Source organism: Photobacterium sp. 2_MG-2023 (assembly GCF_030547675.1).
GTDB classification, from domain to species: domain Bacteria; phylum Pseudomonadota; class Gammaproteobacteria; order Enterobacterales; family Vibrionaceae; genus Photobacterium; species Photobacterium arenosum.
The window spans coordinates 69,038-95,413 of the sequence record NZ_JAUOQQ010000017.1 but is presented as its reverse complement, the minus strand read 5'-3'; the positions used below and the strand labels follow the sequence as shown (position 1 = coordinate 95,413).

Genomic DNA, 26,376 nt, shown 5'->3' with positions numbered 1-26,376 from the left:
CTTTCTTGTCCATATTGTCTATCCTTAAGCCTTTAAGGCTGAAGCTTAGACAATTACACAGAATTCAGGACAGTCTCCATCACACCAATCGACTTCAGCTCTTTGCGTTGCTTTTTACCTGTCTTTTTTCTTCGTGTTGCTGAGAGTTTGATTTCGAATCCAAGTAGACAACGAAGACATCATAGGTCCGCAATTCATTTTTACACACAGGCTGTTGCAGTTTGAAGTGGATATAATGATTCGAGCCTTTCTTTTGGTTTGGCAATGCGTGACTTATCTTCCATCCTCCTTCTTGTTTGGTCACGAGATTTACTAATTTTTCATAGATCACCTCATCTTTAGCATCAAAGGCATAAAGCACAGCACAACTGTCTCGGTCTAGAACTTTCGAGTAGTTTTTCATTTGAGTAAATAGCGCGTTCTCAACGTCTTTACTCATAAATGAGCCGTCCTTAAAGCAAATCTTGGCTTCTACCGCTAATGAATTGTGCGAATCTGTCCGAGTCAGCAGCAAATCAATGAAGCTTTTGCAATAGGGTTCTTCAGTGCTGACATGAATATCCAATTCAGCAGGATATTCATCCTCAATTGATACTTTTTTTAATGCAGTGATGACATCCGAACGGGCAGCGTTGATTTTGTCTTTAAGGTGATAAGTGATTTCATTCTCTACTTTGAATTTTTTGGACTTCCCATCCATGTAAGAAGCGACTCCATCCGTTATTCTAATGATACCGGCCTTCAATGCGCTTACTAAGAGATCGGGGACTGAGGTTTGCCGATAGTGCTTGCATGGACAGCTTTTTCGTAACCGATTATGCTCTATTTCTGAGAAATGGTTATACGCTGCTTCAAGCATCGGGTAGTGTTCTCGAAGTTCATTAATAGACTGCCGGGTGGGACGAGTGTAAGTACCGTAAAGCAAGGCTTCTCCACTAAGAAGGCTCGTGACCCATCGAACATACTCCATTATGAGTAATTCATCGGGATAGTGATCGATGTCTCCGTAATCTTCGAAACGGAAAGAAGCGTCGCTATCCAAGCCCTTTTTCGCCCTTTCCATGCATTTCACATAATGCTCGCGGAATCGAATATACCGCCAAACATCATCCGCACCAAGTTGTGAATAGGTGAACCATTTTTTGATTGGGACAAGCGAGTATCTGATCCCTTTTTTCTCATCGATGAACTTGTAACACTTAGTATTTTCAAACTCTGAAGCTGAGGACCCAGCTGGCACGATGAAACTAAGTTCTGGTTGGAATCTCAATACCTTTCCCCCGTTCCGCTGATAATCATCGCCACAATCACGCAATACTGTCCAATCGGGCTGAAGTTCATCGGGATATGACTCCATTTTTTCCTTGAGCGCTGACAGTAGCGTCATTTCAAGGCTATTTTTCCGTTCACCCTCTTTGAGACTTGACAAAATCGTGTGGCATTGGACTAAAGACCATCTTTCATTGCCATTAACAGCCAACAGAATCTCATTTTTTTGACTGTCATAGCAGGGTGTTACTCCGTCTAATAGGCTAAAAACACCACCGTGCTTTCGTTCTTCTTTAAGGCCCAGCATTGCCTCTATATGAGAGACCTTTTCTAAGAAATCACGTACTTTTTGATGCGCATTGGTATAACAATTAAACGGAGCATAGTAGTGGCGATGTGCACTTAAGGATGGGGTTCTATTAGATTCCAAATCACGAATAAGCTCATGATAAGCCGTGTCAAATTTAGCGATGGATTCGTCGGTTAGGTCTGATTCCTCTGCATCCCATAGGATGCTGAGCAAGTCGATATTCTCATTCACAGGCGCTGTCTCCCTTCTCGCCATCATACCGGTTCTAATTCTTTGTGTTGGCAGCCAAAATAAACTTAGTAGCAGAAGCAGTCAATGAATAGCCACCATCTCAGTACACAGTAGTTAGCCTTTTTTCATATCGCTTATCATGCTCTACTGGCGACTGCTGATTGTTAGAACCATATCTACGTCTACTGCTACAAATCCTATCAATCCCCCTCCCCACCCAAGATTTAACATTTTCCCTCATGTTGAAAAGCCGCCATCCATGCTACATTGACGGCCTGTTTGTGATTTATGGCAGCACTATTTTTCATGCTTACTGAATGGTTTACTTCTCACAATATTAATGTTGATCAACTGATAGATCTCGGCGAGGTGCTGGGGTTGATCGCCGGTATCTCTGTCGTGATTCATTTCATACTGCACCGCGGTGTGATTCTGTGGCTGAACCGGTTCACCGGGCACAGCGAGACGCTCTGGCATCAGGCTGTGTTTGGCAAAAAGCTCTTCAGCCGGTTTGCCCTGCTGATTCAGGGCATTGTGATTGCGGTGCAAACCCAGTTATGGCTGTCTGGCGACAGTGCCGTGTATGAGATTTTGCAAACCTTCACGTCACTGTGGATCGTGCTCTACAGCTTGCTGACACTCTATGCGGTACTGGGTGTTATTGAAGTGCTGTTAGGCCGCACGCAGGCTGGCCGCAATATGCCGTTGCGAGGCATTTCGCAGAGTCTGAAAATCATCTTTTTTGTTGTTGCGGCCCTGCTGAGCACCTCGATTTTGATCGGCAAATCTCCGGTCATACTGCTCAGCGGTCTGGGTGCGATGACCGCGGTGATCATGCTGGTGTTTAAAGATCCCATCCTGGGGCTGGTTGCGGGCATCCAGTTATCCGCCAATAAAATGCTCAGTGTGGGAGACTGGCTGGAAATGCCGAAATACGGTGCCGACGGTGATGTGATTGATATCAGTCTGACCACAGTGAAAGTGCAGAATTGGGATAAAACCATTACAACGATTCCGACCTACGCGCTGATTTCTGATTCGTTTAAGAACTGGAAAGGCATGCAGCAGTCGGGGGGACGCCGTATTAAGCGCAGCGTGCTGATTGACGCCACCAGCGTACATTTTCTGGCCGACAATGAGATCCGCTATCTGGAAAAAGCCCAGTTACTCGAACCATACATCAAGCATAAAGTGGCAGAGATCAATCAGTACAACGAACAAAAGCAGTCGGATTTAGGCTGCCGCATCAATGGCCGTCGCTTAACGAACCTTGGCAGCTTTCGTGCGTATCTGGAACGCTACCTTCGCCAGCACCCTAATATTCATCAACACATGACATTGATGGTGCGCCAGTTGCCGCCTTCTCATGAAGGGATATCACTGGAGATTTACTGCTTTACCAATACCACTGTCTGGGTGGAATACGAGCAGATTCAGTCGGATATTTTTGATCACCTGTATGCCGTACTGCCCGAGTTCGGATTGCGCGTTTCACAAGCGCCAACCGGCAGTGATTTTCGCGAATGGCACTATGCCAGAAGCCCAGCCGCAGCACAGAATACGGCATCCGATACACGATCAGCGCAGGTAGCTGAACCGATGAAGATGAATTAAAGAGGCGCAAATCAGTCAGGGCAGACTAAAGCTGTCTGTCCTGACTGACAAAACCTGATCATTGCGATGCTTTAAAAAAGAATAATTAGTCACATCATATTTTTAATTCAGGCCCACCATTATTCTGCCTGTCCTCTTTTGTTCTGCGCTTATAAAGAATCCAGCCTTTTTCAAAAGGCCTCCCTTTTACTTTTTACAGCTGCCACTTTGAATAGCCAAGCAATAAATCGAAATAAAACACCTACTATACGTATAACAGAAAATCCATATAGGGCACTGATATTGATAGGGTTATTCACAAAATCGCTTCTAGTTTATTGTATTTCATGTACAATCCCGTCCGACATTTTCGCCAGCCACTTAGATTAGTTTTTGGTGAATTATCTTTTTGATACGCCCCTTTCTGTCGTATCCCTTTTAACCACTCACAAACCCAAGGTAAACAATGAAAAAGCTGTTTTGTTTATTTATCGCTCTGTTCATGCTGAATGGCTGTGCGGCCATGTTTAGCGGCACCAGCCAGGAAGTCAGCATTCGCAGTAAAAGTCCAAATGCGAAAATTTATGTCAATGAGCGCTATATGGGCCAGGGCCAGGTGCTGACCTCTTTTAAAAAGAAAGAAGAATACACAATCCGTGTAGAAGAAAACGGTTGCGAGTCGGTGATCCCAGTGTCTAAATCTTTTGATGCCACCACACTGCTGGGTATTTTCATCGACTACGGCCTTGTCTCTATTCTGGTTATTGATGGCGCAGCGACAGGTTCATGGCAGGAATTTGACCAAACAAACTACCTGGTTGATGCTGAATGCCAGGCAGAAGTGGCGACTGCCGCTATCTGATTGATATTCCCTTGTTGAAATCATTCCCCCGCTAAGACAAAGAGCAATCCTATCCGGGATTGCTCTGTTAACATCAGAATACGTGCACTACAGAAATCGACCCAAGAGTGCCAGTCTTTGACGGCCGACGGCTCTGCTCGGGGCCATGACACAAAAGTGCCTGTCCCGTTATATTCTCACCTGTCCTGTTACATTCTCTGGCTCTTCAATCACCCGAGGGTTTGAGGCGTGGCGCTTTCAAATCACTCCAGACACCTGCGCCGCGTTTTGCCGGAACGGCCTGCAATGCTTTGTTGTCCTGTTGCTCCTGATACGTAAACAACTGGCACTTGGGTAAAGGTTGCGCCGTACACATCTGGCCGACTTTATCCCAGGTATCTGCAGCCTGAGGCCGCTGTTTACGAAAACTGGTGTAGTTCTGGCTGACAATCGGTGCTTTTGCTGTTTGCGAATCTCCCGAAAAGTAAAAAGACTGCGGATGTCTGTACCATTCGCCGGTCGCGGCGTCAGGCGACAGAGCTTTGTTGAACGCATAACCAAACAAGATAGGTTCTGGCCCTTGCAGGGTAAGTGCATAGGCCTGGATTGAGCCATTCAATAGTGCGCTTCGGTTCGCGCTATAAGGTAAGTGTTTGATAAAATCCCGTCGCGGCGGATGATTTTGCGGCGAGAACAGACAGCACTCCGGCATATCGGCTGGCCTGTCTTCCGGATAGGTCAGGAAATACGCCTTGTTTCCGAGAGACACAAACGAACAAGAATAATTGTTATTTTCTATCGGGAAAATGGGCAGGCAGTATTTGTGGTACTGCTCCATCATCGCCCCTTCGCCATCGCCGTCTGCTGGCCGGTATGTACTGTCGTAATAGGTCGTACCGTATGAAACCGTGTAATCCTGCTGACTCAGTGTGGCAGGGGGATTGGTATAAGGAGGCGGATTGTTTGCATAGTTCTGGAACACCCGAAACATGGTCCAGTCGCTGATCCAGTATTCCGGGTACTGAGGATCACTCGGATCACCCGCCTGACGCTGTGGCAGGCATTTAGACGCTGGCTGACAGCCAAAGTCATTATGCACACCCATAGTGAAATACACATCCGGGGCATCATCATTGTCGGCAGCCAAAACGGCGCTACTCATGACGACGGCAGCCAAAGCCCCAGGACTCAAGACGCCAACAGTGAAGGCACCGAAAATCCGGCCACCTAGCAGCAAATCTTCTCTTTCGATACGAAATGAACTCATGGCTTCACTCCCTGAATCCGGCGAATTAATCCCAGCTGGTTTCGCTGCGGGTCGCTGAACATGGCAATAGATACCCTTTCATCCCCTAATGGCACAGTAACTTCCGGCATGATCACTTCACCGCCCATCATGCCAATTTTCTCTAAACTGAGGGCTATATCGTCCACCCGGATATAAAAGCCGGCGTAGGAATTAAACCCGGGCAGCTCACTGACTTTCGTAATACCGCCGCTCAGTGTCGCGTTCCGGCCGGTGCTGATGGTATAAAAAGGCGCTTCCGAAGAGCCCGTCAACTCAATCGTCCAGTCAAACAAGGGCTGATAAAAGCGCGCGACCAGCTCCGTAGGATGTGCGGTTACTATTTCATTGAAATCAAAAGGCGTTCCGGGAAGCGCAACCACTTGCCCGGCTCGGGTCACAGGCTCCATCACACCGAAGTGGTTTCCCTGCGGATCACACAGCACAGCCAGGCGGTACTGCCATTCTCCGAGAGAAGAAGCCATTGCGGGCATCACGATCTGAGCGCCAAGCGATACCGCTTTTGGCAAAAATGTATCTATCTCCTCAACCTGAATATAAAACAGTGTGTTCTGGGAAAACCCCGGCTCGTCCGAGGTTTTTGTCAGCAGACCAACCGGCGCGCAGCCCGGTGTCGGAGAACGGATTGCGTACAATGTTCCCTGATCATCAATACGCTGAAACTGCCAGCCAAAGACCTCGCCATAAAAATGGCTGAGGTCAAAGGGTGCTGGCGTGACAATCTCGTGGAAAACAAACGGATTCGTCATACACCAGCCTCACACGTTGGTTGCGACATACTGAAATGGCGGTGCGGCAAACTCGCCATTGCCTAAGTCAATCGTGACCATTTTCTGTACGCTTAATCGCAGTTCATACATCAGCCCCATGGCATGATCCAGCTGCTGCGGCTCACCGTTGAAGGTGTGATGCAGTGAGTTCAGCAAAGAAGAGTAGGTGTAATTGGTTTGATCCGCGTAGCGCCGGGCCGTACTGCCCTCAGGGTAATCCTGCGCCTTAGCATTATGTTTAAGGTTATACACATCCTCCGGATTCAGCGGCACGGGTTCGCCGCTAAATGACCAGCCGACCGGTGAACTGGCGTCTTTGACCAGGCGCTTACCATAATAAATTTCGGCAAAACGGTAATAATGTGCCAGTTCGCCTTCTTCATCCGTCGGGGATTTACTGCTGCCCTCACCCTGTTCAACAATCAATTCCAGTGCGCGACAGGCTGTTTCCACATCCGTCACGGCCCACAATTCATCCGAAGGAAACCACTTGGTGTCGGCCAGCTGGCGGCTGGGATCGCCAGTAAAAATGCTGTTTCCCAATTGTACGATCTTGTCGATGATCGCCTGATAAAACTCACCAATCGTGGCGTAATTGGCATCCGCCTGAAGCAAACTGCTAACAGGTATATCAATGGGATTTTCCGGCTCTTCGATGGCCATGAACACGGTTTTCACCTGTTCTTTCGTCAAAGGTGCCAGGGTGGCAATTAGCCCTCTGTCTTCGCCCACTCCCATTGGCAACGGACCAGGAAAGGTCGGAACAAAATCGGGCTTGTTGATTTGCGGCGCACCGCCAATTGCATTGAGCACATTACAGGCGATACTCATGTGCAGCATTTCTTCGATCACAACACTGCGAACTATGTTGCTGGCTTCGACATTCTGCGCCTGTTTCAGCGAAAACATCCCGGTCAGATACACCGGCACAGTGGCGTGTTCAAGCTCGATCGCGCTTTGCAGATACTCACGCAATTCGCTCACTTCGGAAATGTCGTGGATTTTATCAATGATTTGTCTTTTGAGTTTCAACATGTTCGTACCCGCCCTTAATCTTGTTGAGTGAGGTTGCGGCGATACTGCTCCGCGGCCAGTTCTTTTGAACCTTTGACATCTTGTGATGATTCCGCTTCCAGGCTGGCTTTTGCCAGTGGCGAGCTGATTTCACAAGAGGCACAGGGCTCAATAGGTAAAGGCGCGTCGTTCTGCCCTCTTCGCAGCAGATAATTACCGTTGGCATCCTGCTCGCACAGCCACTTGAGCACCATTTGTCGCTTAGGCTCGGAAAGATCACGGGTGACAGGCATATAATTCGGATCGCTCTGCTCGCGGGAGAAAGCCAGTTCCAGCAGATTGCGGAATCTCACCATGGAATCGTAACTGCTGAGATTAACCAGCATACGGCCCATGATCGGGTACAGGTTGTTGTACTGACTCATAATAGGCTTGATGTCATCCCAGGTGGGTTTATCGGGCACGGTAAATTTGTCAAAGACCAGATTGGCAATGAAATCAAACATCTGCTGGATATAACCCGGATCACTGACCGGTGTGTAACTGAGTAAGTACACCTGGCCGTCGATATACTCTCTGGGATTACCCGGCGCTGAAACCTTGTAACCGTAATGCGCCTTGCCGTGTGCGTCGGTGGCAACTGTCTGGCCGAGAGCAATGGCAGACGCCGGGATGTTGATGACAGGAATAGGCACATCTGCCGGTTGCGGGCCGCCACCGCCCATACCTTTTGCCGGTGGCTGCAGCGTCACGGCAATCTTTTCTCCGGCAGCAGGGATGCCATAGCGGGACGCATAGAGATCGACCGACACAGGCACAGCCGGATTTAAGCGATGGACAACCTGATCGGCCCGCACCAGCAGCCCTTCTGCCGTTTCCCGGATCAGCACGCCGTTGTTGTTCGTGCTCAGCAAGGCCAGCGGCTGGCACTGTATTTTCTGAAGCAGGGTCGGGTCAAGATCAGTCACATTGAACAGGGCCCCTTCAGCATTGAGCCAGTCCGGTGTCAGATAAGGGATCGCACCGCCAATCGGAGTAAACTGATTGCCAGAGATTAGCTGTGTGTCGCCTTCTTTGATGTTCTCAAAAGGCGGTTCTAATACCACCAGCTGCATCTTGCCAAGATCAACAAAGGCGCCATCAGTACCCGACAGCGGCAACGCATTACTGAAGTCAACGCACAGGTTGCGGTTGGTGGCATCCACCTGGGCATTAAAGAAATTAATATTCTGCGTCGTGCTCTCGCCGTTGGCTGGCGCGAAACGACGCCCGAGTACAAAAGTATCCGGCTCATAATCTAATGCCGGGCCAATCACCCCGCTGACGCGACCAATGGTAAAGTCCGGATTCTTATGATCCATGTTGTAGCTGTACAGCATCATGCGGACAGACAATTTACCAACCTGCTCTGCCATTGCCTTCAACTGCTGAAGAAAAGGTGAGTGGCTGCTATCAACCCAGCTCAGATCCTCCAGTACCGACTGATAAATCGCCGTGGCGGCCTGATCGCCAGCACCACCTCCCTGCTGCCTGCCGAATAAAATGTCACGGAATGGCGCAGGTAAAAAACGTCCTGCCACGAAATCAGGCGTCTTTCCGTCCGTCAGCCGCATGGTCAGCCCCCAGATTTCAGAGACCATCTGCATCTGGGGATCCAGATCCACCATTTTGGCACTGACCAGATCATTGGAACCGCCCAGCAGCATACCGATGACAGGATCTTTCGCCGGGTCACTGGTGGTTGTACCGTTCTGATAGCCGACCTGCGTTACTCTGCAGTCGATCAAACGAAACGCACCGGAACCACAGGGATTCCACCAGCCATTGGTCGCACCCGGGCCGTACTCCTGATACTCAGGTACGAACTTGTCGACATCGAAATGACGCACATCATTATTGACGGTCGATACGTCCGACTGAAACCGGCCGGAAAACACCATCCGCAAGTTATTTAAGTAGCTCATATTGCCTCGCTATTGAAAGTGCTGTTGCAACAGACCACAGACTTGCTGCATGGGTAGACAATCCGGCTTATTCAACCGGTCTAACATCTGCTTATTATTGGTAATGAATATCGGTCCATCTTCTGGCCGCTCGGCCAAACGCCCGTGACTGCCTTTCACCAGGGAAGGATCCAGAGGAATGACGTCCATGAGCATGCGCTGCCCGAGTTTTTTCTGTAGCAATCGGGCGGCGATTTTCAGTTTGACGAAACGAATCGTAGGGTCGACAAACAGTTCTACCGGGTCGTAGCCGGGTTTGCGGTGGATATCCACAGTACGGGCAAAGTCAGGGGCTTTGCTGTCATCCAGCCAGTAGTAATAATTAAACCAGCAGCCCGGCTCAGCGATCAGCACCAGCTCTCCCGAGCGGGAATGAGCAATGCCAAATGCTTGCTGCTCCTGGCCGTCAAGCACCTGCTCAATGCCAGGTTGTGCCTGCAGCAGAGATTTCACGGCAAAAAGGTCAGCCGGATCTTTGACATACACGTGCGCAACCTGATGATCTGCAACGGCAAAAGCGCGGCTGCTGCCACAATCGAGCAGTTCCCAGCCCAGAGACTCTCGGACACGCAATAAACCGGCTTCGCGTAACAGGCGATTGACCGGCACCGACTGACTGACCTGAGTAATGCCGTATTCAGAAACCACCATGACATCGGCACCCTGCTCACGGGCAAACTCAAGCAAACGTCCGGCTTCGTGATCGATCATTGCCAGATCTTTGGCAATTTCCGGTGAGTCCGGCCCTAAACGCTGCAGGTTGTAGTCGAGATGCGGCAAATACACCAATTGGAGGTGCGGACGGTTCAGTGTGAATTCGAGCATGGCGCAATCGACTATCCAGCGGCTGGATCGGATATCGGCCGTCGGCCCCCAGAAATTAAAAAAAGGAAACGTGCCGACTCTGGCTTCGATTTCCTGATGAAGCTGCGCCGGTTCTGAATACAGGCCCAGGATCTTGCGGCCATCGGCAGGGTAATGCGGACGCGGCGTGATCGCATGGTCGACATCCGCATACATGTTGTACCACCAGAACAGTTGTGAGCATTTCAGTCCGGGATTGTCCCGTTTAAGTTTGTGCCAGATTTTCTCGCCCTGAACCAGTTGATTGGGTTGCAGCCAGAATTTCACTTCTGCCAGTTCGCGAAAATACCAGCCGTTGCCCACAATGCCGTGCTCACCGGGCGACAGTCCTGTCAGCATGGTGGCCTGCGCCGTTGCCGTCACCGCGGGAAACACCCCTTGCATGGGTAACATGATGCCGTCATTAACCAGCGCATTCAGCTGAGGCGTGTGCTCACCGATCAAAGCAGGTGTGAGCCCGACAATATTGATCACGATTAAGGGCTTAGTCATGATGTAACAACCCTCTGTCGGCCAACTGCTGTTCCAGCCAGTGCAATTCGCCGGTTATACCGTCAATCAGGGCATCATCATCCTGAGGCTGCAGGGCTGCGGGCAACACATCCCAGGTGTAGGTTTCGACTTCCAGACAGGGCTTCACGACGTCCTGATAGTCAGCAAGGAACTGAAAAACACCATTGAGTGTGTCGTGCAAGGGCTTGATTGCCGGGTGTATACAGGATGAAAAGCTGAGCGGTATATGAAAATGCACCCGCCAGCTTGTTGTATCGTTAAGTCCGGTGCGCGCCATATACATTGACGCTAATGCCTCAGACAAATCCGGCACAGCGATAATTTTTCCGTCCGGCCGACAGGCTTTTACCTGATGCAGATAGCGCGCTTCGGCAAATTCAGCCAGCAACTCGGGCACATCTGACACGGGATCCTGCAAACTTTGCATATCCACTTCAAACGCATTGGAAATCTGGATTTTTCCTATGGTGATACCGGCTTCAGTGATACGGCGTAAGGCATCATAGCTATCTTCATACATCACGCCCTGATGACACACATCAAAACACACGCCCAGATGCGCCGGATATCCGCCATTGGCGGCCGTCAGCGCCGAGAAAAACGCGATCAGCTGCGATGTAGTTTCCAGCACACAATCGGGCTCCATCTCCAGACATACCATTATGTGCTTGCCCTCCAGCTCTTTCAGCACAGCCAGTTCGGCATTGAGCCGTAACAACTGTTCAATACTCCTTTGCTGCTTTTCCTCACTCCATCGGTGCCGGTAGCCTAAAGGTAAGGTCGAAATCGTTCCCTGCGCAACTGACTCAGGCAGGCAGCTTGCCAGAACCACGCCCAGCTGACAGGTGTAGTTCAACCGATCCGGTTCACTCCAGTCTGGCAGATACACCGCCTCTTTCACCTTGGTCTGATGAAAGTTTCCATAGGGAAATCCGTTCAGGCTGGTCAGTACAACACCGTGTCGCTGAAGGGTTTCTCTGAACGCTTTTAACGATTCAGGCAACTGTAACGTACTGGCAGCGGCGGCACTGAGCCAAAGGCCGCTTGTCATCTCTGACAAAGCGCGCCTGGCCATCACACGGGAAAAATACCGGGCCAGATTCTCTTCCACATCGGCCAGTTGCTCGCCTGGATGGAGATTGCTGCAGTAAGTCAATTCACTCCGTCGCCACATATGCACACCACTCCTTGTGATTTGATTTCTGGGACTGTAATCAGCTTTCGACTATCGGTGTTTGCCCGCGCAGCGCCGAATTGGATTCCCACAATCTGGTCTGATCAACGCTGATGGGGACACTGACGTCTTCTTTGCTGATACGTCCGCTTTGAGCAAAGAAATCTATCGGGTTATCAAACAGCACTTTGGTGATATCCGCATCGCTGTACCCCGCCTGCCGCATCGCTGCGCCTGTTTTCGGCACTTTGAGCGGATCGCTGCATCCCCAGTCTGCGGCACTGTTCACCACCATTTTTTCCAGTCCGTACTCTTTGAGCAGCGCTACCATACGGTGTTCAGACATCTTGGTATTGGGGTAGATAGAGTGGCCACGCCAGCAGTCGGTTTCCATCACCAGAGGCAGCGTCTGTTCATTCAGGTGATCGATAATGACCATGTGTTCAGGAATACCCACTTCACGGATCAAGGCAATGGTGCGTTTCGTACCGCCTATTTTGTCTCTGTGCGGGGTGTGAACCAGTACCGGCAGTTCAAACTCCATCGCGAGCTGCATTTGTTCCGCCATGAACAGCTCTTCTTCAGGCGTAATATCGTCGTAGCCGATCTCACCAACGGCAACCACACCGTCTTTTGCCAGAAAGCGTGGCAGTACCGCCATGACTTCATTCGCCAGTCCCAGATCGTTGGCTTCTTTGGGGTTAAGCCCCATGGTGCAGTAATGATGGATACCAAACTGGCTGGCCCTGAATCTTTCCCAGCCTAACAAGGTGTCAAAATAATCAATGAAACTGCCCACAGAAGTCCGTGGCTGTCCCTGCCAGAAAGCCGGCTCAATAACGCCGACAATACCGGCGGCGTACATACGCTGATAATCGTCCGTGGTGCGAGACACCATATGAATATGCGGATCAAAATATGTCATGATTGAAGTACCCGGTTAGTGAAGAAAACGATTGAGAATGGCCAAAGCGAGACGCAGTCAGAAGATGGTCAATCAGTTGTTGAACCTCGCTGGTAAGCGACGATGAATGCCTTGCTGAAAGCCTTTGCCAGAACGGATCCGGGCAATCCTGCGCACCATTATTGGCCAGTGCCAGCAAGGTGTAGTATTGATGAGCGTCAGATTCTGAAAAGACAAAACCCATATAGGTATCTTTGCCACTGTCGGACAAATACCGAAAGCGCATCCCCAGCCAGACAGACTCGGGGACTTCGCGTTCAGCCAGGAGTCGTTCCTGCACCAGATCCGCACAAAGTTGTGTCAGTTCAGCCGACTGGCGCAGTGGCAGCCCTCTGACTGATTCAATATTCAAATCAAGAAACAGCGCCTTGAGCACTAATTGATGAAACGCCCGCTCGTTGAAATACTTCACCGGGTAGGCGTTGTTAAGCGCCAGTGCCGCGAACAGATTCACATCATTGGTACGGGCTGTTTCGTGCGCAATCCGGTTCAGTTCGTGATGGCTGGACAGCCAGTCCAGTGCCCTGACAACAACAATCTTCTCGTTTTCGTCAAACTGGCGATAGGCAGAGAACAGCACATCACTCCAGTTCGCCGCAGGCACTATGGTTCTCAATGTCAGTAACAAAAGCAGACGCCCGGCCTGATCAACCTGCCAATCTGTACCTTCCGGCTGATAAGGCAGCGCCTGCTCTCCCAGCTTTCGCCGCGCCATGGCACTGGTGAGCAGTAAAGCAGATACCGCGTCCTCCACGGATTGGGTGCCGAGAATTTTATCTCTGGCGACCTGCAGCCAGGTTCGGGCTTCAGGGGTCAGCGCTACCGCCAGCTCACTTTGCAGCGCATCGGGTGAAAAGGGACTGAGCGGAGTATCGAAACGTCGTGAATGCATGACTTGGTCTCACACGATCAGGTTGCCTGTATCCACTTCTGTAAACCAGGCATGATGAAAAACACCGCCACGCACAACAGGCTGGGCAGAATCAAATTCATACTGGCAAGCATTAAGCCATCCAGCAGCGGTACAGCAGCAAGCAGCCCGCCGATAAAGCCCCGCACATTTTTGTGCGGAGTGAACAGGCATCGCTGCATGGTATAAAGCAAATACAGACTCAGGCAGCAGGCATAGAGCCAGAAATAGGGAAAGGTATAACCAAGAAAACTGACCAGAATAACAGGCAGGAAAAGCAAGCCGACAGACCAGAACTGAGACACTTTGTTGGTGTGTTCTTCACGGGCGACATAGGTGATTCCGCTGATATAGAGACACAGCGCCAATGCCGCGAGAAACAACTCAGGGGTGATCTCTGCCAGCATTAAGGCGGCAACCAGATAAACGCCCAAACGGCATCCGCCCATCAGCACCGCGCTGTGTCTGAACTGCTTATGTACCCGGTTATACAGCAGTATTAAAGCCGCCAGTAAACCAACCGCAACCCAGCCATATGCAGCCTGTTCGGGAACGGCACGCTGATACAAACTGCCTGCCAGGCCCATTCCCAGCACCAGCATCCCCAACCCATTGAGCCAGACTGCAGTTGCAGATACCTTGCCCTGAGTAATTGGCCTGGCGTTGTTATTATGCCTGTCCCAATTGGCATCAAAGGCATCATTGAGAAACATACCGGCCAGGTACATCAGCGAGAGTGATAACAGGCAACCGGCCCAGAGTATGATCTGCAGGCTCACACTGCCCGGTAACCATTCTTCTTCGCTTCCCACAACCTCATGGCTCAGGCTGGCCTGCGCGATCAACGCGGCAGCAAACACATTGCTCCAGACACTGGGCAGATTGGACGCGCGACCGAGTGTCAGCCAGGTATGCAGCCGCATCATCCTACCTCCGACCAAGTGAGCGATTCACTTTGCGCGGCGATGTCAGCCTGATGATCACGCTTCAGGGCCAGCAACGCGATAAACAACCGGTCTGCATCGATGTCGTGCACTTCAACACCCACCCCGACGGACGACAAAAGCGTGACACATAACTGGCCGCCGAGATGCTGTCGGAAATCTTCCAGCCCCTGAAACACCACAGGCTGACCCTGCTTATCACACTGATCCAGTGCCGGATGCCACAAGGAAAAACCGAGCCCTGTCAGCAGCTGAATCAGCCTTTTCTGGTCACTCTGGCTCAACAGACCGATCTCTGTCGCATAATAAGCATCCAGTGCCATCCCTATCGCAACGGCTTCGCCGTGACGACATTCATAGTGGCTCATGGCTTCCAGTTTATGTGCCGCCCAGTGGCCGTAATCCAGCGGGCGGGCGTTTCCTGTTTCAAAGGGATCACCGGCAAGCGTAATCTGGTTAATGTGCAGCTCGGCACACCGCGCGATGGCAAACTGGGTGGCCTGATCGTCAAAGGTATTCAGCGAATGCGCGTTGTTTTCCAGCCAGTCGAAAAATTCAGTACTGCGAATGGCGGCCACTTTCACCGCTTCCGCCAAACCAGCACGACGATCACGGTATGACAAAGTATTGAGCAGCGAAAAGTCGTTAAGAACAGCGAACGGTGGACAAAACGTACCAATCAGGTTCTTTGCCCCATAACCGTTCACGCCATTTTTCACCCCGACACCCGCGTCATTCTGGGCCAGCACTGTGCTTGGCATCCGCAATAATTTAATGCCGCGGTGAAACGTAGCGCTCACATAACCCACAGTGTCGAGCACTGCGCCACCGCCCACCGCAATAACCACATTGTGTCTGTCAATCTGGTGCCTCAGCAGGTACTGATATAGCTTGTCTGTTTGCGATGCCTGTTTTATCGCTTCCCCGCCTTTCACTACCAATGGTTGCCCTTTTAAATGTATGTATTGATGATGTTGCTGAAAATAAGCCTGCGCCCGTTCCAGCCAGTCAGGACTTTCATTCACCACGCCCTCATCAACAATCAAAACACAGCCTTGAGCTGCCTCTTCCCGGCGGGCTCTGAGCAAGAGCGTCAATAAATCAGAGTTGCTGAGAGAAAAGACATCGTGAGTAAAACAGACGGGATATTGATAGTGAACGGTGAAGCGAGCTTTGATTGTCTGGATTTCTGTTGCTAACGGCTGAATGTCCGATGCCGATGCACTGGCTGTAAAAGTCGCACGTTGCCAAAGTCTCTGCAGCAGCCAGCCAACAACCGGAATCAGCACACTGCCGGCTACCACTAACAGGAAAGGATCGCTCTTATCACTATAAAGGCTGACATACGCATAAGCCCCCGCCAACCAGCTATTGGCCAGCGACGTTAATACAAGGAATTTGACAAAGGGGTACTGAACCATACCAGCCGCAATCACTGAGGTCTCCGCAAGTACGGGCACCCCCCGCATCATGATGAGCGCACCGCCCCCCATTTTGTCCGCTAGTTGCCGTGCCTTTTGGCGTTCTTTAACAGATAACCAGCGCGTACCAATCCATTTTTCAGAGCAGTCGCCGAGCCAGTACCCAATACAGCAACCCAGGGTCAGCCCCAACCAGACAGAGGCCGCACCAGGTAACGGACCTAAAACGGCCACAGCAAACATTGCCACAACGCTCGAAGGAACAGGCAAAATAATGTCAAATGCCAGTATGACGACAACAAAGAGAAAGAGCAGAAAAAGCCCGGAACCATGATAACCGGACAGCTCAGAGATGGATGATGACACCCATCGCATTGCATCCTGTTCAAATAACAAAAAGCTGACGATGATCAGGGCCATTACACTTGCACAGTAAAGCAGCAAGCCAGTGCCTGTTCGTTGAAATGTATCCATATGTCCCAACCTTGCTCAACTAAAAGTGGGTGACTCACCGACCGGGTACTTCGCACTCGCTTACTGACTTGTCCCTGTCAACAGTAAGCAAAAAGTCACTCTGGTCACTCAACGCTGAGTCAATAATCACACCACATAGTTTCCATGAAGGAATAATTGTTGTTTGAGTTGAATATAGCCCTACCAGAATAAGGGCTAATGGAAGAACACGGTATACACTCAACCAAAGGCTTAGATTGCGATCTGATTAAGAAAATAAATGTAAAGAACAATAAAGTCAGTTACATGAAAACATACGAGCAAATAAACTCAATAACGATTGAAAACCAATCATTTAAATTAAATTTTTAATACAAAGGATCTGGATTATTACTCACCCGAAGATCTCAGGTAACCTATCATTCGTATCGCCACCATAGTTACTCCCTGTCAACTGGGTGAAAAAGCATATTGAATTCAAGTTCAGATTCGCTCATACACTGGAAGCCAAGACGTTCATATAAACGCCGGGCTGGGCTGCCTTTCAATACACTCAGGGCTACAGACTCATTGTTGTCCGTCGCTTTAGTTATCAGCTCGGTGATAAGTGCCCTGCCTATTTTATGATTCTGATACTCGGGAAGGATTTGAATCTGAACCAGATACCACTGGTTCAGAACTGCCTGATAAAATGCTTTAAACAAGCCAACACGCTTATCGGCTATTTCCACAATTTGCGCGTCATCGAAATGATAGAGAATTCGGTTTTTATAGGCATCTTTGTCTGTCAGAGCACCAGCCTTTTGCAAATGATGTCGCATTGTCTGATCACGCAATTCCAACAAAAAGTCCATATCTGCCCATGTCGCTTTTCTTAGTCGAATCGGGTAAGTATCCATGCTTACTTCATCCTGTTTCATCTTCATTTTGATAATAAACAGCATAGTATCAAACACTTAAATTCAATCCAGAACATACGCATACCACTCATTCGAAAAAACCGAACAAGACGGAAGAAAAAACTCACTTTAACGTGATGAAAATCACACTTAGTATAACTGCATGCTTTAAAACATCCTTATTCATCTGAATCAATTGTCGGGAGTCACACTATGAAAACCTTTATTGCAGCACTGTTCACAGTCACCATCGCATTTTCCGCTTCAGCATTCGCCGATTTAAAAGAGTCACTCACGGTACAAGTTACGCCTCTAAAAGGCGGAGCATGGGTGTTCGTAGAAAAAGAGGGCGTACCGCAGGCCAATGTTGATGTCTCTGTGCCCAACCAGAAATCCCATTACAAAACCAAAGAAGACGGGCGTGTGTTTGTTTACAGCCACAGAGAAGCGGCCCACACGTTAACCATCAACATTTCTGAACAAGGTGGCGAGACATTTACGGTTCAACGTCTGATTCCATCAAGCCGATAATTCAGCTGCAACCACTGCTTTCTGCTGGTACAGGCGCGTTTATCCGCGCCTTTTTTATACCTGTGCCCTGCCATTTCGCTCCTTTCTGCAGTGAGAGTTAATCTCTACCCAATTTTTTTTGTACTTGCCTGACAACAATGTCAGGCCGTTTCCTTTTGCGTTTATTTGTGGACCGACCTCTTATTTTAATATTCAACGTGGTGCACTATTATTTCCTGCTGGTATAACAGGCGGCTTACCTTAACACTGATAAATCAAATGGTTGGCCATATGAAATACCTTCATTCCGGATGTCAGCGTTCAGCGCTGGCGCTGCTTATCTCTGCAACGTTATACACAAACACAGCTTCAGCTGCTCCGGCCTGCGAGATAGATGCCTTGTCATCTTCTCCTTCGTCTATCAGGGCGATTGAACAGGCCGATCTCGAATGCAGAATTGCCTGGTTCTCTGCGCCTTCTGATACATTGAACACGCTGTTCAGCGAGAACAACATCCATCAGATACAACAACAGTTAATGCTGCATGTCAGCAACTACCAGGGAGAAGCCCAGCAAGCCAGTGTCATAGAAAATCTCGGTGAATTTATCCGTGCCGCGTATTACGTGCGTTATCCGCATAAAGGACAGTACGGCGATTTTTCTGATGCATTAGATGTATCTCTGGCGAATGCTATTAATACTTTTCTCACCTCGCCCTACGCCAGCCAAAGTGGCAGAGAACAGGTCGCGGCGTTGAAAAGCATGACAACCATGGTCGACAACATCCGTCAGTTACCTCTGACCATGGCCAACCAACTGCAGCTCCTGAATCATTTCACCGCTGAAAAAGCACAGGATCTACAATTTGTTGACACACTCAACAACCTGTTCCGTGCCATGAGCGGGCACATCAGCATTGACAGTTTCTATGATGATCTGGCACAGCATCCTGAGTACCTGGAACAACTGCACCAGTTTATTCTGGACAGCGAATGGGCCCTGGGCACTGAGGCGGATTTCATTGTGACCAATGCCGCACGTGAAATGGGCCGTCTGCTGGTAACACCTCACGAATCAACCCGGACTCAGGTGCTCGCCATTCTGGAATCGCTGCTTCAGCGTTATCCGCTAGGCGGCAAGAGCGACAAAATGTGGGTAGGCATTGCAGAAATGATCAATTACTTTGCCCCCGATAAGGCAGAAGCACTCGGGCTGAAAGATGCAAAGAATCAGCTTGCAGCCAGAGTCATACCACTGCGCCATCACTGTGACGGACCGGCCATTATACGGGCACAGGCAATGACGCAGGAACAGGCCGCAGAGGCCTGCAATATCCTTGCTGATAAAGAAGCCGATTTCCATCAGGTCGTAAACAGCGGCTATCAGCCGGTGGCCGGTGATTATAACGACAGTGTTGAGGTGATCGTTTTCAACACCAATGCCGATTATGTCAGCTACTCTAACTTCCTCTTTGGCAATACCACCAATAATGGCGGGCAATACCTGGAAGGCAATCCGGCCAACCCTGACAATCAGGCCCGTTTTGTGGCCTACCGTAATGAATATGCGCAAGGTTACAGCATTCTCAATCTCGAACATGAATATGTGCATTATCTCGATGGCCGCTTTAATCTTTACGGTGATTTCAATGATGTGCTAAGCCCGGGGCACACAGTGTGGTGGCTGGAAGGTTTTGCCGAGTACATGCATTACAAACAGGGTTATGACGCTGCCGTTGAACTGGCTCGCAAACAAACCTATTCCCTATCTGACATACTGAGCACCACCTACGACCACGACCTGGACCGCATCTATCGCTGGGGTTATCTGGCCGTACGTTTCCTGATGGAAAACCATCCGAATGAGGTCGATACTTTGCTCTCTTTCGCTCGTCAGGGTGATTACACGCAATGGACCGAAACTGCAAAGACGCTGGGCACACGCTATACGGGCGAGTTCAATAACTGGTTACTGACAGTGACCACTGACGGGGAGCAGCCTGGAGAACCGGAACCAAGCCCGGATGAGGCGAAATCATTGGCATTAAACAGCGCTGTCACGCTTTCCGGCGCTGCATACAGCGAGCAACTTTTCTATGTTGATGTCCCCGCCAACACCCGCAACCTTGCCCTCACGATCACAGGTGATGGCGATGCGGATCTGTACGCAAGTTATGAGCGCACCGCCCATTACTACGACCATGATTTCACAGCCTTTACGGCTGACAGTAATGAAACTCTGATTATTACCCCCGACGCCAATGGCAATATCAAGCCTGGCCGTTATTATCTGATCATTGCTGGGCGTGAAGCTTTCAATCAGATCACACTGAAAGCTACAGCAGACAGTGTCGAGCCTGGCGAACATGGTGAGCATACAGGTTCCCAGCCAACGGATGATCTGACACCTTTCGTATTGGAAGCCAACACGCCTCAGACCCTGAGCATGTCAGCGCAGCGTTATCTGGCGTTTTATGTTCCTGAAGCGGGACAAACCCTGAGGGTCTGGGTGACACCCACCGAGCAAGATCAGAAAAGTAATGTCAGTCTCTATGCCGCCAGTGCACACTGGCCGACAGCAGAAAAATACGAAACCGCTTCGGCCTATCCAGGTAATCAGGCGTTCATAGAAATCACGGCAGAAAAAGCCGGGTACATGCATTTACTGCTGACCAATGAAGGAGACACCGCCAATGTTGAGGTGTACGCAGCCACTCTCTAACCTGACAGGCGGAATCTGATATTCGAAATTGAAACACATTTTATAACTCAGACAGCACTCAAACAGCGCAGTAGGGACACTGCGCTGTTTTTTTTATCTACCCTTTAATCACTCTCTCAGACGCCAAACCCTTTCATGCATCACCCTTAAACCGGTACTAGCTTTTTCCTGCATAGGCTTTTTCCATATTTGTTCACGAATAGCTGCTACTGCTCCATACTTAAACCAAAACGACACGCAGGAAAGATGAATGAGCAATACGTTTAAAGAGGTTGAACAGCCTTGCGACTGTAAGGACAGCTGCGGGGCGATCGAACGCATTCTGACGGCAAAAGACAAAGACTTAGGAGGTTTTTCCGTGCGCCGGCTGCTGCCGACAGCACAACAGAAAATGGTTGGTCCGTGGATTTTTTTCGACCATATGGGCCCGGCGCATTTTCCGGCAGGTGAAGGTATTAACGTGCGTCCCCATCCGCATATCGGCATAGCGACCGTCACCTATTTGTTTGAGGGCGAAATTCTGCATCGTGATTCGCTGGGTAGCCTGCAGCCCATCAAACCTGGTGACATCAATCTGATGGTCGCAGGCAAAGGGATTGTGCACTCTGAACGTGAACGTTATGAGGTCACTGCCGTTGATCATATTCTGCATGGCCTGCAGCTCTGGTTAGCACTCCCTCTGGCCGATGAAGAATGTGAACCGGCTTTTTATCACTACCCGGATGACACTATTCCATCCCTTAGTATCGACGGTGTACCTGTCAGAGTATTGATGGGAACCGCATTTGGCGTTACATCACCTGTTCAAACATTCGCAGAAACGCTGTACGTAGAAGCGGATCTCCAGCCGGGGCAGCGTTTCACCCTGCCGATGGCCGAAGAACGCGCCATTTACATTGCCAAAGGCCATGTCTCAGCAAAAGACAGCGACTTACCGGAACACAGCATGGCCATAGTGTCGCAACAGGAAGGGATAACCATTGAAGCAAAGGAACCATCCCGCATCGCCATTATCGGTGGTGAGAATATAGGCACGCGTTATATTGAGTGGAACTTTGTGTCCAGCCGTAAAGCGCGCATTGAACAAGCCAAAGCGGACTGGCGGAACCAGGACTTTCCACTGGTACCCGGAGACGAGACAGAATTCATTCCTTTACCAGACTGACGATAACGAGTGACGAGAGTAATGAGCTAACAGACGCTTGCTGATGATAACGTAAGCGTCTGCTTTACTTGTATATACTGGCATTCTGCGCATTAACTCTGGCTGACAGAATGGCTACCTGCTCTGTACCTGCTTCTTCTTCACCAGCAAGCTGTATTGCTTCGGGGTAATTTTAGCGATGTGGCTGAACTCTCGGGTCATATGCGCCTGATCGGAAAACCCTTGCTCTGCGGCCAGATCCGCCAGCGGGATGTCAGGAGAGAGCTGTATCAGCTCCAGCGACTGTTTAACCCGAAGAATTCGCTGATAGTATTTCGGCGTCATGCCCATCCATTTCTGGAAGTGCCTTTCTATCTGTCGAGTACTGACCGGAATGGGATGATGCCGGCTGTGAGGCTGTACGGCTTTCACTATTTCAGTAATGGTATGACGGGCAGAATCATCAGGATCCAGATGGCGTTTCATCCAGCGATATAGTGTAGCAATACGCGCCTGATGGCAGCGGCAATGACGAAGCTGCTGTTGCAATGGTTCAAGAAAGCATAAATGTTCCGGTTCATCGGCAATGGTAACCGGATGGTCAAAACGCTTGCCCAGCACACTGTAGCCCATGCCCGGATGGAAACGAATTCCAGCCAGGACGGTACCGGGAGGCAGGGTCACATACTGGGCTTCTTTGCTGTTGGGCATGATCATCACACCTTCCGGGTGGCAGTGATTGCCAAAGCAGACATCGCCACCCAGATTGAACATGATGCCGCTTCCGGCATCACTGAACAGCAGTTTTTTCTCTTCAACCACCCGATCAGGTGACACGGAAAGTGACCATATTCCCTGAACATGGTCTTTCAACACACCTTGTGGTTTAAAGATCCTGAAATCCATTTAACAGTGACTACCCTATGCTGCGGTAAAACTCCCTACTTTGGGTTTAAAGGTTTTTACCACTCGATTCCAGCTATTAATTGCATTAATGGCTAACGTAAGATCAACCATAGCCTGTTCGCCAAAGGTGTCCAACACCTGCTGATACATTAGATCGTCCACAGATTTACACGCGCTGAGATGTTCTGCAAATTCCAAAGCGACTTTTTCCTGCCCGGTATAAAACGGCATGTCGCGCCAGGCATTCAATCCCCAGATACGTTCCGGTTGCTCGCCCAGTTTGAGGGCATCTTTACTGTGCATATCAATACAGAATGCGCATTGGTTTATCTGGGATACACGCAGTTTCACCAGCTCCCAAATGGTCATCGACATAGTTTGAGATTCACTAAACTGCTGATGGAAATAGTTTTCCTGCTGTACCAGAATCTCTATCGCTTGCGGTGCAATACTGAAGTAATTTACGCGTTTCGTCATGTAATATCTCCTTGGTCTGAAACATGAAGATACTCACCGGAGCGTGAGATTTATTGAATATTTCCGACATGACGGAATGTATTGCCCGGCTTTAATTATGTGACATCAAAATAAGCCGGCATGATGACGCAGATAAAACACAAAAACAGCGCCCCCAAGTTAAGACAATCTTCCCGTATCAGAGTGATTCTCAGTAAATAACTGTTGTGCCTCTGCGATTAGCCATTTCAGAACTGTATTCCAGCCCGCATCTCTTCGCTTAATGGCGCACAGCATGAAATCGCGCTGATAAGGCAGGTTTTCCGTCGATAGGGTTTTCACTTCGTACCAGTCTGCGGTTGCCACATGCTCAGGAACGAATGCCCAGCCAACACCATGCATCACCAAAGACGATATCAGGTAAAAGCTATCCACGTGCCAGTAGCTGGGCGACAGCGGTTTGCCCAGCGCATTGCCCATGCGATCCCGGATAACCAGCTGTCTGTGCTCAATGAGCTGGCTTTCGGTTGGGGCAGCAAGCAACGCCAGCGGATGCTTATCCGATACAATCAAAGCTTGCCCACTGCGGCCAATCGCGAAACGCTCCAGTGAATCCGATAACACATGATCCTGTAAAACAAAGCCCATGTCCGCCTTGCCACCATCAACCCAGCTGGCGATATCTTCCAGGGAGCCATTTAACAGTGTCACACTCAGGTGTGGATAATGATCCGCCAGCCTGGCATAAAGCACTTCAAAATTTTCAAGTGGCACCGCTTCATCCATGGCAATGGTGAGCTGAACCGGATTAGCAGAAGAGACAGACAATACCCTCGACTGAAGCCGCTGACATTGCGTTAAGACTGACATCGCATCATTTAACACTTCCCTGCCTTCTGCAGTAAGCGTTGGAAATTTTCCGCTACGGTCAAACAATAAAAAGCCCAGATCGGCTTCCAGATTGGCAATTGCAGTGCTTATGCGAGATTGCGCCTTGCCCAACTTTCGTGCTGCGGACGTAAATGATCCCGTTTGCGCAGCCGTAACAAAGGCGTCCAGTTGATCAAGATTCCAGCTGATAGGTGACATTACCCACTCCAACCCATACGAAAAGCGGATGGTAACTAACTTTTTACCATCTTAATTTGATAAGAGAATACATAGTAATACAGATATGCTTCACAGAGAGATAAAAATGGAAGCGATTAATCAAACAGAATCAATCGGCAAAACTTTTCGTCGATTCACCATTCCAGCCGTCATGGCCATGCTGGTCAATGGGCTGTATCAGATAGTTGACGGGGTATTTGTCGGGCACTTTTTAGGGCAAGACGGCCTGTCGGCAATCAATATTGCCTGGCCAATTATCAGTATTTTCATGGGTGTCGGGCTGATGATTGGCATGGGGGCAGGCAGTCTGGTTTCTACGTTCAGAGGAATGCGCGAATCGGCTAAAGCGCGTAAAGCTTTGGGAAATGGACTGGCACTGGTGATATTCATTGGCCTTGGATGTTCAGCATTATTATATGTCTTTGGCGGGCAATTGATGACTTTGCAAGGCGCAACAGGCCAAATCCTCAGCTATGCCGTTAGCTACTTACAGATCTTTATCGGATTCTCAGTCATAGCCGTTGGCGCCAGTGCCGCGCCCTTTCTGATACGAAACGATGATTCACCTAAGGTGGCAACGGGTCTCATGGTTGCTGGTGCTATTATCAATATTGTGCTCGATTATATATTCATCGGAATACTGGGCTGGGGACTGGAAGGCGCTGCCATTGCCACGGTAACAGCTCAGAGTGTTGTCGTCTTATTAACATTGGTGTATTTCTGCAGCCGCTTCTCAACACTGAGGTTATCACTTACTGATCTGAAACCGGATGGCAAGAAAATGACTGATACACTGACACTGGGTTCATCGTGTCTGGTGATGTATCTGTACACTGGCTTGATGGTGGCAATTCATAATCGATTATTTATGGAATATGGTTCTGCTGTAAGCGTTGCTGCCTACGCCATTGTAGGTTACCTGATGACACTTTATTACCTGCTAGCGGAAGGTATCGCTGAAGGAATGCAGCCACCTGTGAGCTATTTCCACGGTCAAAACGCCCACGATAAAGTGAGAAAAACTGTTTTGCTGGCTTGCAAAGCAACCATTATTGTAGGCGTTAGCTGGATTACTTTACTCAATTTGTTTCCGGAATTTATGATCAGCTGGTTCAACAGCAGTAACGTTACGCTCGTGCAAGAAGCGAGTCATGGTATCACTCTGCACCTTTTCAGCCTATTTCTGGATGGGTTGATTATTATCGGCTCTGTGTATTTTATGTCTGTTGGTCAGGGCGGCATGGCATTGACGATTTCTCTCAGCAATATGCTGGTACAATTGCCTTTCCTCTGGCTATTACCAAAGTGGTTTGGAGAAAATGGTGTTTGGCTGGCAATGCCCGTCTCTAACATTTTTCTGGCTGTGTTGGTTCTTGGTGCAATGTGGCAGTCACTGTCACAAGCTCCGATACAACAAACAAGAAACACCGCCGCAGCTTAAAAACAAGCGGTAATTCCTAACGGGTAATCATTCAGATTGCCCGTTGTCTCTCGTGATGAGGGGATCGTTATTCCGTAGAACTGTCGGCGGCAGACATATATAAGGCAAATCAGTGATGTTTTGAAGACAATACGGAATATAGGTTTGAGCCACCCTGTCTACTAACACATAATCTCATTCAGCGTTTTAGCTAACACCACGTGCCTTAACTAACATCACGCATAGTTAGTTATATAACGATAGCAGCATAAGGGGCTTTCTGATTATTGCCTGTCCGGCATAGCAGGGATGAACACAGGTGAAGTAAAGTCAGAGGGAGTGACTCAATCATCGCTCACTGCATGGCTTGGCGGCGGTAGCCATGAAATGAATGATTGCGGGAGTTATGACGAAAAAACGCTGAAATGACCAATCACTTGGTTTTCACTGTTTAGAATATTTCCCGAGTGAGACCTTTCACAGTAGGAAAAATCTATATCTCTGCGGGCAATATTACCCTGAAGGTGTACATGTCGGAGCAGAACATCATCATTTAACTGATGTATACGTGAACTCCAGGATTTGTCTTCTTTATAAAGCGTAAAATTAACTATCACTTAATGGCTACCC

21 protein-coding genes are annotated in these 26,376 nt (G+C 49.4%); 6 read left to right on the top strand and 15 right to left on the bottom strand.

The window, feature by feature from the left end:
• Nucleotides 1–94: 94 nt before the first annotated feature.
• Nucleotides 95–1,810 (bottom strand): hypothetical protein, encoded by a 1,716-nt coding sequence (locus tag Q4491_RS14575; protein WP_303458414.1) that lies wholly within the window; start codon nt 1,808–1,810, stop codon nt 95–97.
• A gap of 306 nt (nt 1,811–2,116) precedes the next feature.
• On the opposite strand from Q4491_RS14575, the gene Q4491_RS14570 reads away from it, so the two are divergent.
• Nucleotides 2,117–3,424, top strand: coding sequence for a mechanosensitive ion channel family protein (locus Q4491_RS14570; protein ID WP_303458412.1), 1,308 nt, complete (start codon nt 2,117–2,119; stop codon nt 3,422–3,424).
• A 445-nt stretch (nt 3,425–3,869) separates the two neighbouring features.
• A complete protein-coding gene (locus Q4491_RS14565; protein WP_218385323.1) occupies nt 3,870–4,265 on the top strand; it encodes a PEGA domain-containing protein in 396 nt (131 codons plus the stop codon).
• Nucleotides 4,266–4,470: 205 nt separating this feature from the next.
• On the opposite strand, the gene Q4491_RS14560 is transcribed toward Q4491_RS14565, so the two are convergent.
• The 11 genes from Q4491_RS14560 to Q4491_RS14510 form a co-directional block, all read right to left on the bottom strand.
• Nucleotides 4,471–5,511: a hypothetical protein gene (locus tag Q4491_RS14560; protein ID WP_303458409.1), complete on the bottom strand. Its 1,041-nt coding sequence runs from the start codon at nt 5,509–5,511 to the stop codon at nt 4,471–4,473.
• Nucleotides 5,508–6,299, bottom strand: a complete 792-nt coding sequence (locus tag Q4491_RS14555; RefSeq protein ID WP_303458407.1) for a VOC family protein — start codon at nt 6,297–6,299, stop codon at nt 5,508–5,510. The genes Q4491_RS14560 and Q4491_RS14555 overlap by 4 nt, the downstream gene beginning before the upstream one ends.
• Nucleotides 6,300–6,308: 9 nt before the next feature.
• A complete protein-coding gene (locus tag Q4491_RS14550) occupies nt 6,309–7,355 on the bottom strand; it encodes a ferritin-like protein (RefSeq protein ID WP_192016449.1) in 1,047 nt (348 codons plus the stop codon).
• Nucleotides 7,356–7,369: 14 nt separating this feature from the next.
• The gene (locus tag Q4491_RS14545; protein WP_303458405.1) at nt 7,370–9,298 is read right to left on the bottom strand and encodes a hypothetical protein; all 1,929 of its coding nucleotides are present in this window, start codon (nt 9,296–9,298) and stop codon (nt 7,370–7,372) included.
• Nucleotides 9,299–9,307: 9 nt separating this feature from the next.
• The gene (locus Q4491_RS14540; protein ID WP_303458403.1) at nt 9,308–10,693 is read right to left on the bottom strand and encodes an alkaline phosphatase family protein; all 1,386 of its coding nucleotides are present in this window, start codon (nt 10,691–10,693) and stop codon (nt 9,308–9,310) included.
• Complete coding sequence (eboE, locus tag Q4491_RS14535) at nt 10,686–11,888, bottom strand: metabolite traffic protein EboE (protein WP_303458420.1); 1,203 nt, start codon at nt 11,886–11,888, stop codon at nt 10,686–10,688. The genes Q4491_RS14540 and eboE overlap by 8 nt, the downstream gene beginning before the upstream one ends.
• 40 nt (nt 11,889–11,928) lie before the next feature.
• Nucleotides 11,929–12,813 (bottom strand): TatD family hydrolase, encoded by an 885-nt coding sequence (locus tag Q4491_RS14530; RefSeq protein ID WP_225445231.1) that lies wholly within the window; start codon nt 12,811–12,813, stop codon nt 11,929–11,931.
• Nucleotides 12,800–13,744 (bottom strand): EboA domain-containing protein, encoded by a 945-nt coding sequence (locus tag Q4491_RS14525; protein WP_218385305.1) that lies wholly within the window; start codon nt 13,742–13,744, stop codon nt 12,800–12,802. Before Q4491_RS14525 ends, Q4491_RS14530 begins: the two co-directional genes overlap by 14 nt.
• 17 nt (nt 13,745–13,761) lie before the next feature.
• Entirely contained in the window at nt 13,762–14,688 is a 927-nt protein-coding gene (locus Q4491_RS14520; RefSeq protein ID WP_303458400.1) for a UbiA family prenyltransferase, read from the bottom strand.
• Entirely contained in the window at nt 14,685–16,601 is a 1,917-nt protein-coding gene (locus Q4491_RS14515; RefSeq protein WP_303458398.1) for a 3-dehydroquinate synthase, read from the bottom strand. Before Q4491_RS14515 ends, Q4491_RS14520 begins: the two co-directional genes overlap by 4 nt.
• 419 nt (nt 16,602–17,020) lie before the next feature.
• Nucleotides 17,021–17,536, bottom strand: coding sequence for a GNAT family N-acetyltransferase (locus Q4491_RS14510; protein WP_303458396.1), 516 nt, complete (start codon nt 17,534–17,536; stop codon nt 17,021–17,023).
• A gap of 156 nt (nt 17,537–17,692) precedes the next feature.
• Here Q4491_RS14510 and Q4491_RS14505 point away from each other — a divergent pair, with 156 nt between their 5' ends.
• The 3 genes from Q4491_RS14505 (at nt 17,693) to Q4491_RS14495 (ending at nt 21,875) form a co-directional block, all read left to right on the top strand.
• Nucleotides 17,693–18,010, top strand: a complete 318-nt coding sequence (locus tag Q4491_RS14505; RefSeq protein WP_303458394.1) for a hypothetical protein — start codon at nt 17,693–17,695, stop codon at nt 18,008–18,010.
• 270 nt (nt 18,011–18,280) lie between these two features.
• On the top strand, nt 18,281–20,710 hold the full coding sequence (locus tag Q4491_RS14500; protein WP_303458393.1) for a M9 family metallopeptidase: 2,430 nt from the start codon (nt 18,281–18,283) through the stop codon (nt 20,708–20,710).
• A 250-nt stretch (nt 20,711–20,960) separates the two neighbouring features.
• Entirely contained in the window at nt 20,961–21,875 is a 915-nt protein-coding gene (locus Q4491_RS14495) for a pirin family protein (RefSeq protein WP_237795337.1), read from the top strand.
• Between the two features lie 114 nt (nt 21,876–21,989).
• On the opposite strand, the gene Q4491_RS14490 is transcribed toward Q4491_RS14495, so the two are convergent.
• From Q4491_RS14490 to Q4491_RS14480, 3 genes are all read right to left on the bottom strand, one after another.
• Nucleotides 21,990–22,760, bottom strand: coding sequence for a helix-turn-helix domain-containing protein (locus tag Q4491_RS14490; RefSeq protein ID WP_303458391.1), 771 nt, complete (start codon nt 22,758–22,760; stop codon nt 21,990–21,992).
• 15 nt (nt 22,761–22,775) lie between these two features.
• Entirely contained in the window at nt 22,776–23,237 is a 462-nt protein-coding gene (locus Q4491_RS14485; protein ID WP_192016438.1) for a carboxymuconolactone decarboxylase family protein, read from the bottom strand.
• Between the two features lie 159 nt (nt 23,238–23,396).
• On the bottom strand, nt 23,397–24,305 hold the full coding sequence (locus tag Q4491_RS14480) for a LysR family transcriptional regulator (protein WP_225445230.1): 909 nt from the start codon (nt 24,303–24,305) through the stop codon (nt 23,397–23,399).
• Nucleotides 24,306–24,411: 106 nt separating this feature from the next.
• Between Q4491_RS14480 and Q4491_RS14475 the strand changes: the two genes are divergently transcribed.
• Nucleotides 24,412–25,767, top strand: a complete 1,356-nt coding sequence (locus Q4491_RS14475) for an MATE family efflux transporter (RefSeq protein ID WP_303458388.1) — start codon at nt 24,412–24,414, stop codon at nt 25,765–25,767.
• The last annotated feature ends 609 nt before the right edge of the window (nt 25,768–26,376 follow it).